This is a genomic window from Mesorhizobium sp. U510 (genome assembly GCF_059180695.1).
The window spans coordinates 6588997-6604574 of record NZ_CP180532.1 but is presented as its reverse complement, the minus strand read 5'-3'; the positions used below and the strand labels follow the sequence as shown (position 1 = coordinate 6604574).

Annotated in this window: 18 protein-coding genes; 7 read left to right on the top strand and 11 right to left on the bottom strand. The window is 63.5% G+C overall.

From position 1 onward, the window contains the following. Positions 1 to 3 precede the first annotated feature (3 nt). From fliE to ACLGL5_RS34005, 7 genes are all read right to left on the bottom strand, one after another. Complete coding sequence (gene fliE, locus ACLGL5_RS34035; RefSeq protein ID WP_019860949.1) at positions 4 to 327, bottom strand: flagellar hook-basal body complex protein FliE; 324 nt, start codon at positions 325 to 327, stop codon at positions 4 to 6. Further along, a complete protein-coding gene (flgC, locus tag ACLGL5_RS34030) occupies positions 324 to 740 on the bottom strand; it encodes a flagellar basal body rod protein FlgC (RefSeq protein ID WP_010911274.1) in 417 nt (138 codons plus the stop codon). Before flgC ends, fliE begins: the two co-directional genes overlap by 4 nt. Before the next feature lie 2 nt (positions 741 to 742). Next, positions 743 to 1123, bottom strand: coding sequence for a flagellar basal body rod protein FlgB (flgB, locus tag ACLGL5_RS34025; RefSeq protein ID WP_069093048.1), 381 nt, complete (start codon positions 1121 to 1123; stop codon positions 743 to 745). 65 nt (positions 1124 to 1188) lie between these two features. Further along, a complete protein-coding gene (locus ACLGL5_RS34020) occupies positions 1189 to 2022 on the bottom strand; it encodes a hypothetical protein (protein WP_069093047.1) in 834 nt (277 codons plus the stop codon). Further along, on the bottom strand, positions 2003 to 3403 hold the full coding sequence (fliI, locus tag ACLGL5_RS34015; protein WP_069093046.1) for a flagellar protein export ATPase FliI: 1401 nt from the start codon (positions 3401 to 3403) through the stop codon (positions 2003 to 2005). The genes ACLGL5_RS34020 and fliI overlap by 20 nt, the downstream gene beginning before the upstream one ends. A 1-nt stretch (position 3404) precedes the next feature. Beyond that, positions 3405 to 4130, bottom strand: coding sequence for a flagellar basal-body rod protein FlgF (gene flgF, locus ACLGL5_RS34010; RefSeq protein WP_019860945.1), 726 nt, complete (start codon positions 4128 to 4130; stop codon positions 3405 to 3407). Positions 4131 to 4132: 2 nt separating this feature from the next. After that, positions 4133 to 5254 (bottom strand): DUF1217 domain-containing protein, encoded by a 1122-nt coding sequence (locus ACLGL5_RS34005; protein WP_038653309.1) that lies wholly within the window; start codon positions 5252 to 5254, stop codon positions 4133 to 4135. Positions 5255 to 5416: 162 nt separating this feature from the next. On the opposite strand from ACLGL5_RS34005, the gene motA reads away from it, so the two are divergent. Genes motA through ACLGL5_RS33975 form a run of 6 tightly spaced genes read left to right on the top strand, consistent with a single transcriptional unit; the run spans position 5417 to position 10250 of the window. Next, a complete protein-coding gene (gene motA / locus ACLGL5_RS34000) occupies positions 5417 to 6292 on the top strand; it encodes a flagellar motor stator protein MotA (RefSeq protein ID WP_019860941.1) in 876 nt (291 codons plus the stop codon). A 32-nt stretch (positions 6293 to 6324) separates the two neighbouring features. Then, positions 6325 to 7272: a FliM/FliN family flagellar motor switch protein gene (locus tag ACLGL5_RS33995; protein ID WP_020629030.1), complete on the top strand. Its 948-nt coding sequence runs from the start codon at positions 6325 to 6327 to the stop codon at positions 7270 to 7272. Positions 7273 to 7289: 17 nt separating this feature from the next. Beyond that, the gene (fliN, locus tag ACLGL5_RS33990; RefSeq protein ID WP_019860938.1) at positions 7290 to 7676 is read left to right on the top strand and encodes a flagellar motor switch protein FliN; all 387 of its coding nucleotides are present in this window, start codon (positions 7290 to 7292) and stop codon (positions 7674 to 7676) included. A 46-nt stretch (positions 7677 to 7722) separates the two neighbouring features. Further along, positions 7723 to 8733, top strand: a complete 1011-nt coding sequence (locus ACLGL5_RS33985; protein ID WP_019860937.1) for a flagellar motor switch protein FliG — start codon at positions 7723 to 7725, stop codon at positions 8731 to 8733. Positions 8734 to 8736: 3 nt separating this feature from the next. Further along, entirely contained in the window at positions 8737 to 9819 is a 1083-nt protein-coding gene (flhB, locus tag ACLGL5_RS33980; protein WP_069093045.1) for a flagellar biosynthesis protein FlhB, read from the top strand. After that, positions 9816 to 10250 (top strand): BspJ family T4SS effector nucleomodulin, encoded by a 435-nt coding sequence (locus ACLGL5_RS33975; RefSeq protein ID WP_038649297.1) that lies wholly within the window; start codon positions 9816 to 9818, stop codon positions 10248 to 10250. The genes flhB and ACLGL5_RS33975 overlap by 4 nt, the downstream gene beginning before the upstream one ends. A 184-nt stretch (positions 10251 to 10434) precedes the next feature. Here ACLGL5_RS33975 and ACLGL5_RS33970 read toward each other — a convergent pair whose 3' ends face one another. Further along, a complete protein-coding gene (locus tag ACLGL5_RS33970) occupies positions 10435 to 11205 on the bottom strand; it encodes a helix-turn-helix transcriptional regulator (protein WP_019860934.1) in 771 nt (256 codons plus the stop codon). Then, complete coding sequence (locus ACLGL5_RS33965) at positions 11202 to 11912, bottom strand: helix-turn-helix transcriptional regulator (RefSeq protein ID WP_027047354.1); 711 nt, start codon at positions 11910 to 11912, stop codon at positions 11202 to 11204. The genes ACLGL5_RS33970 and ACLGL5_RS33965 overlap by 4 nt, the downstream gene beginning before the upstream one ends. Before the next feature lie 505 nt (positions 11913 to 12417). On the opposite strand from ACLGL5_RS33965, the gene ACLGL5_RS33960 reads away from it, so the two are divergent. Next, positions 12418 to 13611 (top strand): TMEM43 family protein, encoded by a 1194-nt coding sequence (locus ACLGL5_RS33960; protein ID WP_245307228.1) that lies wholly within the window; start codon positions 12418 to 12420, stop codon positions 13609 to 13611. A 74-nt stretch (positions 13612 to 13685) separates the two neighbouring features. On the opposite strand, the gene ACLGL5_RS33955 is transcribed toward ACLGL5_RS33960, so the two are convergent. Together ACLGL5_RS33955 and ACLGL5_RS33950 are read right to left on the bottom strand one after the other, a co-directional pair. After that, positions 13686 to 14717 (bottom strand): histone deacetylase family protein, encoded by a 1032-nt coding sequence (locus ACLGL5_RS33955; protein WP_064980712.1) that lies wholly within the window; start codon positions 14715 to 14717, stop codon positions 13686 to 13688. A 23-nt stretch (positions 14718 to 14740) separates the two neighbouring features. Next, positions 14741 to 15394: a TetR/AcrR family transcriptional regulator gene (locus ACLGL5_RS33950; RefSeq protein ID WP_019860928.1), complete on the bottom strand. Its 654-nt coding sequence runs from the start codon at positions 15392 to 15394 to the stop codon at positions 14741 to 14743. Between the last annotated feature and the right edge of the window lie 184 nt (positions 15395 to 15578).

Genomic DNA, 15578 nt, shown 5'->3' with positions numbered 1-15578 from the left:
TCCTCAGATACCCATGCGACTGACTTCGAGGTAGGCCGAAACGACCTTGTCGCGGATGGCGACGGCGGTCTGAAGCGCCTGCTGCGCGCTCATCACGGCATCGACGACCTGGCGGGTGTCGGCATCGCCCTTGAGCGCCTGGAGCGACACCTGTTCGGCATTCTGCAGCGTGTTGACGGTCTTGGAGGCTGCCTGGCTCACCGCTTCGGCAAAGGAGGTGCCAAGGTTGCCCGAAGTCGCCGGCGCGACACCGCCCTGAAGCAGGTCGGTCGCCGTATCGCCCAGCCCGGGCTTCAGGTTGAGCGCGCCGATGCCGTTCACGATCATTGGTTCCTCATCAGGTCGATGGTCATTGAAATGAGGTCGCGCGCCTGCTTCACGACTTGCAGGTTGGCCTCGTAGGAGCGGTTGGCCTCGGTCATGTCGGCCATTTCGATCAGCACGTTGACATTGGGCATCTTGACGTAGCCCTTCTCGTCGGCGGCCTCGTTGCCGGGCTGGAATTCAACGGGGAAGACACTCGGATCGCGGTCGATCGAGTTCACTTCAACCGTCGAGGCGCCGGAAGCCCGGTCAAGCTCGGAGACGAAGCTGATGGTCTTGCGGCGATAGGGGTCGGCGCCGGGCGTGGTGCCGGTCGACTGGGCATTGGCGAGGTTTTCAGAAACCACGCGCAGGCGCTCGGACTGGGCGCCGAGGCCGGATGCTGCGACTTTCAGGGCTGCGGTCAGTGCGTCCATGGTCAGCTCTTCACCGCCATCATCATCATCGAGTGGAAGGCCTTGACGATCGCCGTGTTGAGCTCGAAGGAACGGCGCACCTCGCCGGCCTTGAGGAGCTGGTCCTCAAGCACGACGGTGTTCTTGGACGGCATGACCACGCCGTCATCTTCCTGCGGCTTGATGGTGAAGCCGGCATTGGTCGCCGCGCTGCCGAGATGGCCGGCCTCGGTGGTCTGCAACGACACAGCCCTGCGGTCGAGCACCTTCTCGAAGGGCTCGACATCGTTTGCCGTGTAGCCCGGCGTGTTGGCGTTGGCGATGTTGCCGGCGATCGCCGACTGGCGCACGGAAAGCCACTGCGCTTGCTTGGCGGCGAGATCGAAAAGGGAAACGGGCTCCATGGGAATCTCCGGGCATGTGCCCAAAGACTAGGCCGCCAGTCTTGCGCGGACCTTGCGGGCAGCCGCTACCTGGACAGCTGGATAAACTGGTTGGTGCTGGTCAGCATGACCCATTTGCCGTTGCGCTGCTCGATCGACGAGACCGTGCTGGAGTCCGGCAGTATCGAGCCGCGCTGGACGATCCACAGGCCGGTGTCGTCCTCGATCATGGCGCGGCCGTTGGCGACATGAACCATGCGGAATTTCGCGACATCGGCCGGGAAGGGCTGGTCGCCGGGCGGCTGTGCCGGGGTGGCGTCATCCTGCACCGTCCCGGTGGCGAGCAGGTCGATGCTGGTGTTGGGAAGGTCCTTGGCCGTCAGCGGCGCGCTGCGCGAGGTCACCACGCCGCCACCCTCGCGTCCCGAATTGGTGCCGGTGCCGCCAAACTTGATCGCCTGAACGCCGAACTGTTCCTGGTTGAAGAAGATATACCAGGGAAACAGGGCGCAGATCAGGCCGAGCGTGACGCCGAGCGCGGCGATGACGAAGTCGCTGCGCCGGTCCGCCTTCTTGCTCAATTTTGGAAATTGCGCCTTTGGCGGCTGCGGCCATTCGGTGACGGGAAACAGGCCGTCGATCAGCGATTCGCGGCTAGCCTGCGCCATCTCGGCAGGCTCGACGCGGGGGACCACAGGCGCGACGGGCGCGGCAGCCCGAGCCACAGGTTCGGATCGGGGTAGGATCGGCTTGACGGCTCTGGCCAGAACAGCCGCGGTCTTGGCTGCGATGGCGCTGGCGGCTTTTGCCTTGGCCCTCCTCTCCTCCTCGGCTCGAGCTTCCTCGGCGGCGTTCGCCGCGGCGATCATCTCATTCAGGATGCGCTCGGTGTATTGGCGTTCAGTCTCCTGATTCGGCATTCAGCTTTCCCTTGAGATGGCGGGCGAGATCGGAGAACGGATCGGCGGATGGGCGGTCCCTGGGTGATTGCGTCAGCGCCTCGTAGATCAGCGGCACCTGGCGCACGGCGATGTCGAGCTCGGCGTCGGCGCCACCCTGATAGGCGCCGAGCAGGCGGATGTCGCGCGTGTCCTCGAAGCGGGCGATCATCGACTTCAGCCGCGTCACCAAAGCGCGCTGTTCGACGCTCCAGGCCTTGCCGGCCAGGCGCGATATGGACGACAGCGGATTGACCGGCGGATAGCGACCCTGTTCGGCGATCGCGCGGTCGAGCACGACATGGCCGTCGAGGATGCCGCGCACGGAATCGGCGACCGGATCATTGTGGTCGTCGCCGTCGACCAGCACGGAAATGATGGCGGTAATCGACCCCTTGCCTTCGGCCCCCGGTCCGGCGCGCTCAAGCAATTTGGGAAGTTCGGTGAAAACCGAGGCGGGATAGCCGCGGGCGACCGGCGGCTCGCCGGTTCCCGTCGCCACCTCGCGCAACGCATGGGCGAAGCGGGTGATCGAATCCAGCACCAGGAGCACACGGTGGCCCTGGTCGCGAAAGTGCTCGGCGACGCGCATGGCGGTGTCGGGCGCGCGCCGGCGCATCATGGCGCTCTCGTCGCTGGTGGCGACGACGGCCACGGTCTTGGCCATGCTGTCGCCGATCGTGTCCTCGAGGAATTCGCGAACCTCGCGGCCGCGTTCGCCGATCAGCGCCACGACGACGGTGTCGAACGCGTCGGCGCCGGCGAGCATGGCGAGCAGCGTCGACTTGCCGACGCCCGAACCCGCGAAGACGCCCATGCGCTGGCCAAAGCACAGCGGCGTGAAGATGTCGATGACCTTGACGCCGGTCATGAAGGCGGTACCGACGCGCTGCCGCGCCATGGCGCCTGGCGTCGTGGCGCCGCCCGACAGGTCTTCGCCCCTGATCAGCGGCGGACCGCCATCGATCACCCGGGTGAGCGCGTCGATGGTGCGGCCGCGCCATGAAGCATGGGGTGCCACCGCCAGCGGCCCCCTGCGGAACACCGCATCGCCGATGCCGGCATCGGCGCTGCGTTCGAAGGGAGCAACGACCACTTCGTCGCGGCTGATTTTGACGATCTCGCCGCGGCGCGCGCCGGACTGGCCGCGCTGCTCGACGATGTCGCCCAGCCTGGCGAAATCGGAAAGACCTCGCACCTTGTAGTGCGTGGACGTGACTTCGGTGACGAGGCCGCCACGCTTGACCAGCCCGTCGGCGTTGCCGAAACGCCGAATTACCCGTTCCAGTGCGGCGAGCCGATCTTCGGGCGCCGGCTGCAACTGCCTTTCGGGTGCGCGGATGGAGGACCGGTCGAGCGACATACTATGACTTCGAGCCGAGCGTCTTGATCGCCTCGTCAGTGGAAGAATCCGTCTGCCGCATCAGGGCGGCAGTGTTCTCGAAGGCGCGCTGGACCATGATCAGGCGGGTCATCTCCAGCACCGGATTGACGTTGGATTCTTCGACGAAACCCTGGGCGATGCCGACATCGGAGCGGTCGGTGACCGGCTCGGGGGTGCGCGCCGGCACGATGCCGGAATTGCCGTAGCGAACGAAATTCTCGCCCGGGTCGAAATTGTAGAGGCCGATCGAGCCGACAAGCTGGTCGTTCTGGCGCAGCGAGCCGTCGGCGCCGGCCTTGGGCGGACCGTTGCGGGGGTCGAGCTGGATCGGCGCGCCGCCGGCGTCGAGCACCGGATGGCCTTCGATCGACATCAGCTCGCCATTCTCGTTCATCGAGAAGCGGCCGTCGCGGGTCATGACGGTACCGGCCGGTGTGTCGATGGCGAACCAGGCGTCGCCCTGGATGGCGAAATCGAACGGATTGCCGGTCTCGGTCAGCGAACCGTGGGCGCCCGAAAGATAGGTCTTGCCCGACGAGGCGAAGGACACTGATTTCTGCCCAGTGCCCGACACCATGTCCTCGAATTTCACGCCGGTGGCGCGAAAGCCGACAGTGTTGGCGTTGGCGACATTGTCGGCGATGGTGTCGAGCCGGCGCTCGAGCGCCATCTGCGCGGAAAGGGCGACGTAGAGACTATCCTGCATGATCAGAACTTCAACTTCTGCATGGCCATCATCAGGTCGGTGGAGATGCCCGCCGTGACCGGTTGGGCAAAGAGCACGCTGACTGACGTCACGGCCGTCGAGGTCGGATTGTTGATCTCGTACATGCTGGTGAAGCGGGTCAGGAACTTGCCGAGTTTCACGGGGTCGGTGAAATCCGAGATGTCGAGCTTCTGTTCGAAGAGCTGCGCCTGCTTGTCGATGTCGGCAGTGGCGAAGGAATCGGGGAGCCCCAGCGCAGTGCGCACGACGCTTGCAAGGGCGGTGTCGGCGAGCACATCGTACCAGCTGGTGATGTCGGGCGCCTTGCGCTGGAAATAAAGCGCCAGCCGCACGCCCTCATTGGTCTTGCCGGCATCCTCCTCGAGCGTCTGGCGCATATACTTGTCGACAGTCGGCTGCTGCGCCGGATTGATGGTGGTGGCGGCTTCGCCGTACTGCTCGAAGTTGAAGGCCGAGGCCAATGCCGCGTAGGCCGGGTTTTTCTGTTTGTTGGCGACGCTGTTGGGGTCGCGCACGCCACCCTGCAGGACCTGTTTGATGAGGTCCTTGTTCTCCGTCGCCGAATCGAGACCGAACGCGGCCAGCGCGTAAGTGTAGAGCCGGCTGTTCGACATCAGGTCGTCGACCGATTTCACCTTGGTGATGTTGGCGAGATAGTAGGTCGTCTCGCCCTTCACATAGTCCGAATTCGGATCCAGGCCGGCGATCTGCGCCTGCGTGGCGTAATTCTTCGTCACCAGCTGCTGCGCCTTGTTGTAGATGGTGGCGTCGGCGCCATTGGCGGCGAAGTTGAAGGCGCTGACGAATTGGGCATAGCGCTTGTCGGTCAGCTTGTTGGCGAAACTGTTAGGGTCGGTGACGCCTTCCTTGAGCGCCTTGACCATGAAGGCCTTGGCGTAGTCCATGTCCTCCAGCCCGTAGGCCTTCATGGCAAATTTGAAGAGCCGGTCATTGTTGACGAAATCATCGATCGATTTCACCTTGGTTATGTTGGCCAGGTAATATTTGGTATCGCGGTCGACAGTCGGCTGCTGCTCGATGCGGTCGATCGACTTGTTTATGTCCTTGGTGATCAACTGGTAGCTGGTAAAGGTATTGAGCAACGTCATGCCTCCGGCCGAAGCTTAATGTCGCGACAATAACCTCACTTCCTTGCGCGAAACTGAATCGCCCAACATTCGGTTCCGTGGCAGCCCGGATTCAAGCCTCACACAAGGCACGGGGACTATCCCTTGGACCTGTTGTGAAATGCGGAAGGACCTGTCGTGGGCATTCTGATTGGACTTGTGGTGACGCTCGGCTGCGTCCTTGGCGGCTTCATGGCCATGGGCGGGCATCTGCACGTGCTGGTCCAGCCGTGGGAAGCCGTGGTCATCTGTGGCGCCGCACTGGGGACGTTCCTCGTCGCCAACCCAATGAAGACGGTCAAGGATACCGGCAGGGGCATTCTCGAGGCGTTCAAGCAGGCGGTGCCGAAAGAACAGGACTATCTGGAAACGCTCGGCGTGCTGCACAGCCTGATGCGCGAATTGCGCTCGAAGTCGCGCAGCGAGGTCGAGGCGCATATCGACAATCCGGAAGAATCAGCGATCTTCCAGGCCTTTCCGACGGTGCTCAAGAATCACGATCTGATGAATTTCATCTGCGACTACTGCCGCATCATCATCATCGGCAATGCCCGCTCGCACGAGATCGAGGCGCTGATGGACGAGGAGATCCAGACCATCAAGTCCGACAAGATGAAGGCCTATCACGCGCTGGTCGCTGTCGGCGACGGCCTGCCGGCGCTGGGCATCGTCGCCGCCGTGCTTGGCGTGGTCAAGGCGATGGGCGCACTCGACCAGTCGCCGGAAATCCTCGGCGGCCTGATCGGCGCCGCGCTTGTCGGCACATTCCTCGGCATCTTCCTGTCCTATGCCGTGGTCGGGCCCGTCGCCACCAAGATCAAGACGGTGCGCGAGAAGAAGAACCGCCTCTACATCATCGTCAAGCAGACGCTGCTCGCCTACATGAACGGCGCGCTGCCGCAGGTGGCGATCGAATTCGGCCGCAAGACGATCTCGTCCTATGAGCGGCCGACCATCGACGCCGTCGAGCAGAGCACGATGAACACCGGCGGCGCCGAGAAGAAGGCCGCTTGAGCAATGCACGACAGATCGGTGCCGACACGGTCATGACCAGCCCAGGCAGCCCCGCGCAAGCGCGTTCGCTGATCATCGAGCGCCTGGTCGGCGACAGCGGCGAGGCCGATCAGGTCATCGACGCCGGCCGCGCCATGGCCGAACGCGCCGTGCCGCTGCTGCAGAAGGGCCTTTCGGACGAGCTCGGCGTTCCCGTCATCGTCGACCTCAAGGCCGTCGAGGTCAGCCGCGTCCCCGAGGCGCGCTCGCGCGCCGGCGACAATTTCGCCATGACAGTCGTCGGTTCGCCGGCATCCTCTGATGCGATGACGCTCGTCATCGACGCTGCCGCGATCGCGATCATGGTCTCGACGCTGTTTGGCGGCGATCCGGATATGCCGGCGTCGCCGATCGAGCGCGATCTGTCGCCGATCGAGGCCGATGTCTCGACCATGGTGTTCCAGGAGGTGGCGCAGGCGCTGAACGGATCCGGGCGGCGCTCGCTCGACCTGCGTCTGCCCGTGCCGCGGGCGATGTCGGGTACCGAGGCGAAACGGCATGTGCTGCGCGACGGCGCTGCCATCCGCATCGTCCTTGGCATCTCGACGCCGGTCGACAGCGGCTCCATCACGGTGACCATGCCGCAGCGTGTCGTCCTTGCCGGCCGCGATGGCACCGCCGGCCTCAGCGAAGACGATCATGGCAGCAGTTGGCGCGCACGCTTTTCGGAAGAGGTGATGCGCTCGACGGTGGCGCTCGAAGCCACCATGCCGCTGACGCGGCTGACGCTTGGCGACCTCGCCAATCTCCAAGTGGGCCAGGTCATCGACTTCGACGAAACGGCGCAATCACGAGCTCGCCTCAGCGCGCGCGGCCAGACGCTGTTCGTATGCGAGTTCGGCAAACTGGGGCAGAATTACACCGTCCGAATCAAGCATCCCTTCGATGCCGGGCAGGATTTCATCGATGGGCTCATGCCGGCCGGTGCCGGGCGCGCCTGAGCTTTTGGAGACAACGCATGGCCAAGACCAAAGTGGAAGCAGAACTCGACCAGCCGGACGAGCAGCTAGACCGCGCCATCGAGGAATTGCGCGGGGTCCTGCATGAAGAGGAGCAACGCCCAGATGCGGCTTTCAGGGCCGCCGCGGGCGCCAATTCAAACGTCATCATGAACATCCCCGTCGATGTCCAGATCATCCTCGGCAGCACCGAGATGGCGGTGGCCGACCTGATGGCGCTGCAGAAGGGTTCGACGGTGGCGCTCAACCGCCGCATCGGCGAACCGGTCGACGTCGTGGTCAACGGCCGCAAGATCGCCCGCGGCGAGATCACGGTGCTCGAAAGCGATCCCTCGCGCTTCGGCATCAGGCTGACCGAAATCATCGCCGGCACGAAGGGCGCCTAGACATGGCTGGTGGGGCTTGCCGGTTGCAGCGGAGGCGAGAGGCAGCATGACGCCGCTGACGACCTTGACGCGCGCGCAGAAGGCGGCCGCCATATTAGTGGCGATGGGCAAGCCGTCCGCCAGCCGCCTGTTGAAATTCTTCAAGCAGGAAGAGCTCAAGGCGCTGATCGAGGGCGCGCGGCTGCTCAGGACCATTCCGCAGAGCGATCTCGAGCGCATCGTCGCCGAGTTCGAGGCCGAATTCACCGAGGGTGCCGGCCTGCTCGATTCCGCCGACAGGATGGACACCATCCTCAACGAATCGCTGTCGCCCGAAGAAATGAACGCCATCATGGGCAACAAGAAGCCGGAGGCGGCGCCCGAAGGGCCGCCACCGATCTGGCCCGATCTCGAAAAACTCGAACCTTCGCGGCTGGGCACCTTCCTGGCCGGCGAACATCCGCAGACGGCGGCCATGGTGCTGTCGAAGCTGGCGCCGCAGGCGGCGGCGAGCGTGCTTTTGACGCTGACGAAGGAGATGCGCGGCGAAATCATCAAGCGCATGGTGACGATGGCCAATGTTCCGGCGGCCGCCACCAGGATCGTCGAAAACCGGTTGCGCACCAGCGTGCTGTCGGAAACCTCGACCAAGGACACTTCGGCCGGACAGGCGCGCGTCGCCAGCGTGCTCAACGAGCTGGACAAGCCGCTGCTCGAGGAGGTCATGCAGGACCTGGAAGCCGCCGGCACGCCCGACCTCGACGGTGTGAGGGCAAGGCTCTTTGCCTTCGACGACCTGCCGCTGCTCACCCAGAAGGCGCGCGTGCTTCTGTTCGACGGACTGTCGACCGAGCTTGTCACGCTGGCGCTGCGCGGTACATCGGCGGCACTCGCCGAAGCGGTACTCTCGGCAATCGGCGCACGGTCACGGCGCATGATCGAAGCCGAACTTGGACAAGGGTCGGAGGGAGTTCCGGCTGCCGACATACTGGCGGCGCGCAAGACCATCGTGACGACGACCATCCGGCTGTCGCGCGAGGGCGCATTCGAACTTCCCGCGACGCAGAACGCCGCCTAAGGCATGTCCGACGCCGCCGACAAGGACTCCAAAACCGAAGAGGCGACGGAAAAGAAAGTCCGCGACACCATCGAACAGGGCAAGCTGCCCCATTCGAGGGAAACCGCGATTCTCGCCTCCTTCGTCGCCATACTGGTGTTCACCGTCTTCTATGCCAAGGACGCGGTCATCAACCTCGGCATGTTCCTGTCGATGTTCCTCGAGAAGCCCGAGGCCTGGCCGATGAACACCGAGACCGATGTCATCGATCTCTACAAGATCGTCATGCTGGAAGTGGGCCGCGCCGTCGTCAGCCTGCTGGTGCTTTTGACCGTCGCCGGCATCGGCGCCTCGGTGCTCCAGAACATGCCGCAATTCGTCGGCGAGCGGATCAGGCCGCAGCTGTCGCGCATTTCGATCACCAAGGGCTGGAACCGGATGTTCGGTGCCCAGGGCTGGGTCGAGTTCCTGAAATCCCTGGCAAAGGTCGGCTTCGCCATTGCCGTGCTCACCTTCACGCTGTCGGAGGATCACCGCAAGCTGCTTGCCGGGATGATCACCAATCCGGTCGCTTTCGGCCTCGTCATCCGCGGCATCGCGGTCGACATATTGGTGGCGATCGTCTTCGTCATGGGGCTGATCGCGGCGATCGATATCGTCTGGGCGCGCTTCCACTGGAAGCAGGACCTGCGCATGACCAAGCAGGAGGTGAAGGACGAGTTCAAGCAGTCCGAGGGCGACCCGATCGTTAAGTCGCGGCTGCGCTCGCTGGCACGCGACCGCGCGCGCAAGCGGATGATGACGGCGGTGCCGCGCGCGACGCTGATCATCGCCAACCCGACCCACTTCTCGATTGCGTTGAAATATGTGCGCGACGAGGATTCGGCGCCGCTCGTGGTGGCCAAGGGGCAGGATCTGGTGGCGTTGAAAATCCGCGAGATCGCGAAGGAGCACAACATTCCGATCTTCGAGGACGTGACGCTCGCCCGCTCCATGTACAAGCAAGTTTCGGTCGATAATGTGATCCCGTCGCAATTCTACCAGGCCGTCGCCGAACTGGTGCGGATCGTCTACTCGAAAAAGGCTGAGCGCAGACAGATTTCATGAACCGCCAACCACACGCAAAATCCCGCGAGATCATCGTCGCCAGCGCCATCGAGCAGGTGGTCGGCGAACTGAGATTGATCGATGTCGCCGACTACATCGCCTTCATCCGGCTGGAGCATTTCGCCTGCCTTTCGGATCTGGTCGATTCAGCAGTGGAGCTGTTCTTCATGCCGGGCACGCTCAAACTGGGTCATGGCGGCGAGGCGCATGTCGACTGGAGCGGCAGTCCACGCATCGTGCTCGACCTGGAACTCAGGCCACCCGGTGTGACCGTCTATTTCCAGCTGACGCTGAGCGAGGCCGGCAATTCGGTCGCGGTCAATTACGTGTCGTTCGAAAAGCCCGGCGAGGACCCCGAGCACAATACGGCGCTGCTGGAGGCGGTGATCGAACAGGCCCGGATCCGCAAGGTCGAGCCGCTGGCCTTCTGAGGTCTGTTGATATTCAGGTGAGGCCGGCCTGCAATTGGTGGCTCCGTGCGCTTCCCCGTTCTACTGCGTCGCAGTAGAACTGAGCGCACGTACCCAAAAGTACGCTCCGCTCCGGTTCTCGGTATCAACCATTTTCGGCTCAGCCTGACCTGAATCTCAACAGACCTGAGCGCCTTATCAGCGATTACTCGATCAGGCCCAACCGCAGCGCCTTGGCGACCGCCTGGTTGCGGTTGACGGCGTTGAGCTTCTGGGTCGACTGGGTCAGGTACTGGTTGGCGGTATGCACCGACAGCTTCAGGAGCCGCGCGATCTCCTCGCTGGTGTTGCCGTTGGCGGTCAGCTTCAGGCATTCCAGTTCGCGCTTGGAGATGGCTCGCATCCTGCCGGCATCGCTCGGACGGATACGCGCGACAGCGGCGAAGAGGGAAAAACAGCGGGCGTGGATTTCGTAGAGCGCATCCTGCGGCAGCGCGATCTCCGATCCCAGGAAGACGACAAGGCCGCACTGACCGCGATCGGCGTGGACGGGAAAGGCAATGCCGCTGGTGCCGGGCGCCAGGGGGGATATCTGCGCGGTCCAGGCAAGGTTGCCGAACATTTCGGCCATGGCCGCGACGCCGTCATCCGTCCACCAGCGTGGCTCCGTCGAGTTGTGGGTGTGGCGCACGATCTCCTCGCCATTGGCGCCCGAGATGAACTTCGTCGCCACGGCAATGCCGGGATAGTCGGAATCGAAGCACGGCACCAGCCGCGCCCGTTCCGGCGACGGGCTGACGAAGTACAGGCCGAAGGCCGAGGCGTTGATGTCGACCGATATCCAGCGACAGCGGCGCACGGCATCGGGAATGGTGACGGCGTGATGTGTCTCGGAGCTGAGCGAGAAGGCGCCGAAGGGGCTGCGCTGCTCGTTGAAAAGGGCCTCCGCGGCGTCCTTGATGTCGGCGTGTTTCAAATGATGCCACTCCTGATCGCCGTGGCGATGGCCATCGCACGGTTCGAGGCCGCGAATTTCTGGATGGCGTGGGTGATGTAGCTGTTGACGGTGTTGGAGGAGACGCCAAGGATGACCGCCACCTCATCGGTGGTCTTGCCCTCCGAGACCCAGAACAGGCATTCGCGCTCGCGATCGGAGAGCGGATCCTGCATGGCGGCGGCGGCGATCAGCTGCGGGATATGCGAGAGCGCGTAGCAGCATTTCAACTGCGCCTTCATCAGCGCCGGCTGGTCGATATGGCCTGATGTCGCCGCCGAGAACAGGGCGAACAGACGCTGGCGGCCGACATTCAGCCGCAGCGAGTAGATCTCGGCATGGCCGAGCACGTCGAGAAGGCGGGCCTCTTCGCCGGAGACCAGCCCGTCGGCATCGGGCGCCTCGGCGGCCACCAGCGGTCTAGGCCGGATGCCGGGCGCGACCGTGAGGGCCCCTTGGGCAAGGCTGGCGATCAGCCGCTTGCCGATCAGTTCGATGGCGTCGAAGATCCAGTTCGAGGAGACGATGCGCGCGTCGTTGCGGTCCTGGTCATGGACGATGGCGACCAGCATGTAGCTGTCGGCGCCGATCTCGGCGATCAGCTCCATGAAAAAGCTGGTCAGATCACCGCGCGACGTCAGGCGCGAGCCCAATGTGTCGGATTGAAGAAGCGCGGCGGGACTGCTCATTTGTTGCTTTTGGCCGGAATCGTTTCTGCCGTCCGGATGCTGGAGGCCAGCCGCCGAACCCGAAAACGCGTTACTTTTACGAGACACACACGAGGCGCGGGGCCGCGCCCAACCAGACGGAATCCATTCAGGGAACGCGAAGACATCCGCGTCTGGCGCCGGAAGATTCCGGAACGTGAGACTTTGGGTGGTCGCCGCGCCCCCCAAGGACCGGCTGATTCGGGTCTAATCTACCCGCAGATGAATCCGACATCAAACGCGATTTGACAAAATCGAATCCGACGGACTCACATGCGACTCAGAGGTCGACTTTCGCGGCCTTCGAGCGTGCGAAAATGCCGGGACTGCGCAAGCCGGCCATATCCGCGCTCCGTCCGATGCGATAGATTCGCAAGCGCCGAAGGGGTGGGCACCTTCGGCAATGGAGTTCGTAGCTGCGTTACGGCCGCGGTCGTTGGCAGCGGTGCCATGCGGGCTCCCGGCATCTTTTGTTGCGGGGGAAACGATGAGCGATTCATTTCGGGAAGTTACTTCCGTCTCGTGGTTCGGACGGATCAAGCGCGCGGTCGGTGGGGTTATCTTCGGCCTGCTTCTAATCGTGCTGATGGCGATCGGGCTGTTCTGGAACGAGGGCCGCGCGGTGCAGACGGCGCGCTCGCTGGCCGAAGGCGCCGGCGCCGTGGTCTCGATCGGCGCCGACAGGGTCGATGCCGGCAATGACGGCAGACTGGTGCATGTCAGCGGGCCGGTGACGGCCGATAGCGGCCTGTCGGATCCGGATTTCGGCATCGCCGCGCAAGGACTGCGGCTGTCGCGCAGCGTCGAGATGTATCAGTGGAAGGAAGAGTCCAAATCCGAGACCACCAAGAAGCTTGGCGGCGGCGAGGAGACGGAGACCACCTACAGCTATTCGAAAGTGTGGGACGACAGCCAGATCGACTCTTCGGACTTCAAGAAGCAGGACGGCCATCAGAACCCGCCAATGGCGATCCACAGCCGCGCCTTCCAGATCCCTGAAGGCAAGCTCGTCGCCTTCGATCTGGACACGCCGGTGCTCGACCGCATCGACGGCGACAAGGCATATTCGCTGTCGGCCAGCCAGTCGGCGGCGATCAAGGCCGCCTATTCCGGCACGAAGCCGCTCAGCGTCGTTGATGGCAAGATCTATCTCGGCAGCGACAACACGACGCCCGCATTGGGCGACTACCGCATCGGCTACGAACTGGCGCCGCTCGGCGTGGTCAGCATTGTGGCGCGGCAGGCCGGCAGCCGCTTGGAGCCGTACCAGACGCAAGCGGGCGATGCGCTGCTGATGGTCGATACCGGCAACGTGCCGGCCGACAAGATGTTCGCCGAGGCGGTGAGCGCCAACACGCTGATCACCTGGCTGCTGCGCGCCGCCGGTCTTTTGCTGCTGACCACCGGCTTTGCCCTGTTCCTCGGCCCGATCGGCGTGATCCTCGACGTCATCCCGTTCCTCGGCAGCATGGCGCGGATGGGAACCGGCATCATCGCCTTCTTCCTGGCGATCCTGGTCGGCACGACGACGATCGCGATTGCCTGGTTCTGGTATCGGCCGGTTCTGGCGGCAGGCATACTGGCGGCCGGCGTCATCGCGGCGGCGGCGGTCTATTATCTCGGCCGCTCACGCAAGGTTGCCGCGCCAATGGCCACGCCGAGCACAGGTACCGCAACGTAGCTTGCAAAAAAGGGCTGATATGCCGCCCTTTTTCGTCGTACCTCTTATTGTCCGCTCCGGGTTTGTGGGCAGGCTTAGCGGTCCTCGAAACCGGTCAGCACGCCGACGGCGTTGATGCCGATCTCCTCGACGGCATAGCCGCCTTCCATGACGAACAAGGTGGGAAGGCCGAGCCTGGCGATGCGGCGACCGATCTTGGGATAGTCGGGGCTTGTCAGCTTGAACTGGCTGATCGGGTCCTTCTCGAAAGTGTCGACGCCGAGCGAAATGATGACGATGTCGGGCGCATAGGCGGCGAGCTTGGCGCAGGCATCCTCAAGCGAGGCGTTCCAGGCGTCCCAGCCGGTGCCGAACGGCATGGGATAGTTGATGTTGAAGCCTTCGCCGGCGCCTGCGCCGCGTTCATCGGCATGGCCGAGGAAGAACGGGTATTCGACCATCGGATCGCCATGCAGGTTGAGGACCTGCACGTCGGCGCGGTCGTAGAAGATTTCCTGCGTGCCGTTGCCATGGTGGTAGTCGACGTCGAGGATGGAGATGCGTTTGGCGCCCTGGTCGAGGAACCACTGCGCGGCGACCGCGGCGTTGTTGATGTAGCAATAGCCGCCCATGAAGCCGGCGCCGGCATGGTGGCCTGGCGGGCGGCAGAGCGCGAAGGCCGACCTCTCGCCGCCCTTGACCAGGCCGGCCGCGGTCAGCGCCACGTCATAGGACGATTTGATCGCGGCCCAGGTGCCTTCGACGAAGGTGGCGCCGGCATCGAAGGAATAGTAGCCGAGCAGGGCATCGACACGCTTCGGCGGCACGTCGCCACGCAGGCCGCGCGTCGGCCAGGTGAAGGGCATGGCCGTGCCCTCGTGGCCGGAGGCTACCCATTGCGGCCAGACCGTCGGCAGGAAGTCGATATAGTCTGATTTGTGGATGCGCTTGGCGGCGGCAAGATCGTGCTCGAGCGGCAGGACGATCGGACCGAGCTTCTCGCTTTCGACCCGTGCCTTGATGAATTCCGCCCGCGAGGGTTTTTCAAAACCCGGCACGATCGCCGAGGTGACCAGTTCCATCTGGCCGGCATGGCCAGCATGAAGCGGCGAATAGACAGTCTTCATGAAATTCCTCTCGAAATGCGAAATCAGTCAAGGTTGAGATAGGGGCTCACCAGAGCGAGCCACATGGTTTCCACATCGTCCTCGATGAGGTCGTATGTCCTGCGATCTCTCTTCAGTCCGACCAGCCGGCAGGCGTGCCCGACCTCCATCATCACCAGGCCAAGCCGTTTGGCGATCTTGTCTTCGAGAGCCGGATTCACATGCCGCAGCCAGGCGGCGTAAAGCGCGATGATCTGCTGATCATATTCGTCCTGGATAGGCCTGAGATCGGCGTTGCCGGATATGGCCTCGATCACCGGCATCAGGGTCGCGTTTTCGAGATAGATACTGGACGTGTCGATGAAGAGCTTGCGCACTTCGCGCCGAAATTCGTCGCGGTTGGTGGGCCGGGGGACCTTGATGCGCTTCTCGATCACTTCGGGAAAGGAGGACAGCCAGCGCCGGGCGAGGTCCAGAAGAATGGCTTCCTTGTTGGGAAAGTATTGATAGACCGAGCCGACCGACAGGCCCGCGCGCTGCGCAATGGCGAGCGTCGTCGGCGTCCTAGTTCCTTGCTCCCGCGTCAAGATCAGCGCCGCGTCGAGAATGCGGTCGACCACCTTGCTCGACCGTTGCTGCCGAGGCTGCTTGCGCGGCTCGAGCGCTATCCTGGTTTTGCGGTCGAGACTGCGCTTCACTGCTCTATGTCCTCGTTCCCCGCCTGGTCCCAACACGAGCGCAGGGTGCTGTCCGCAATACATTCTAAATTCCGCATGTTGACAAACGCGAATAATCAGTCGCATTCTTTATCCACGCTGTCCCTAGGGATAACAAGGGGAATTTCGAAGGCAGCGGACTGGCATCGTTTTTTGTTCCGTGGCG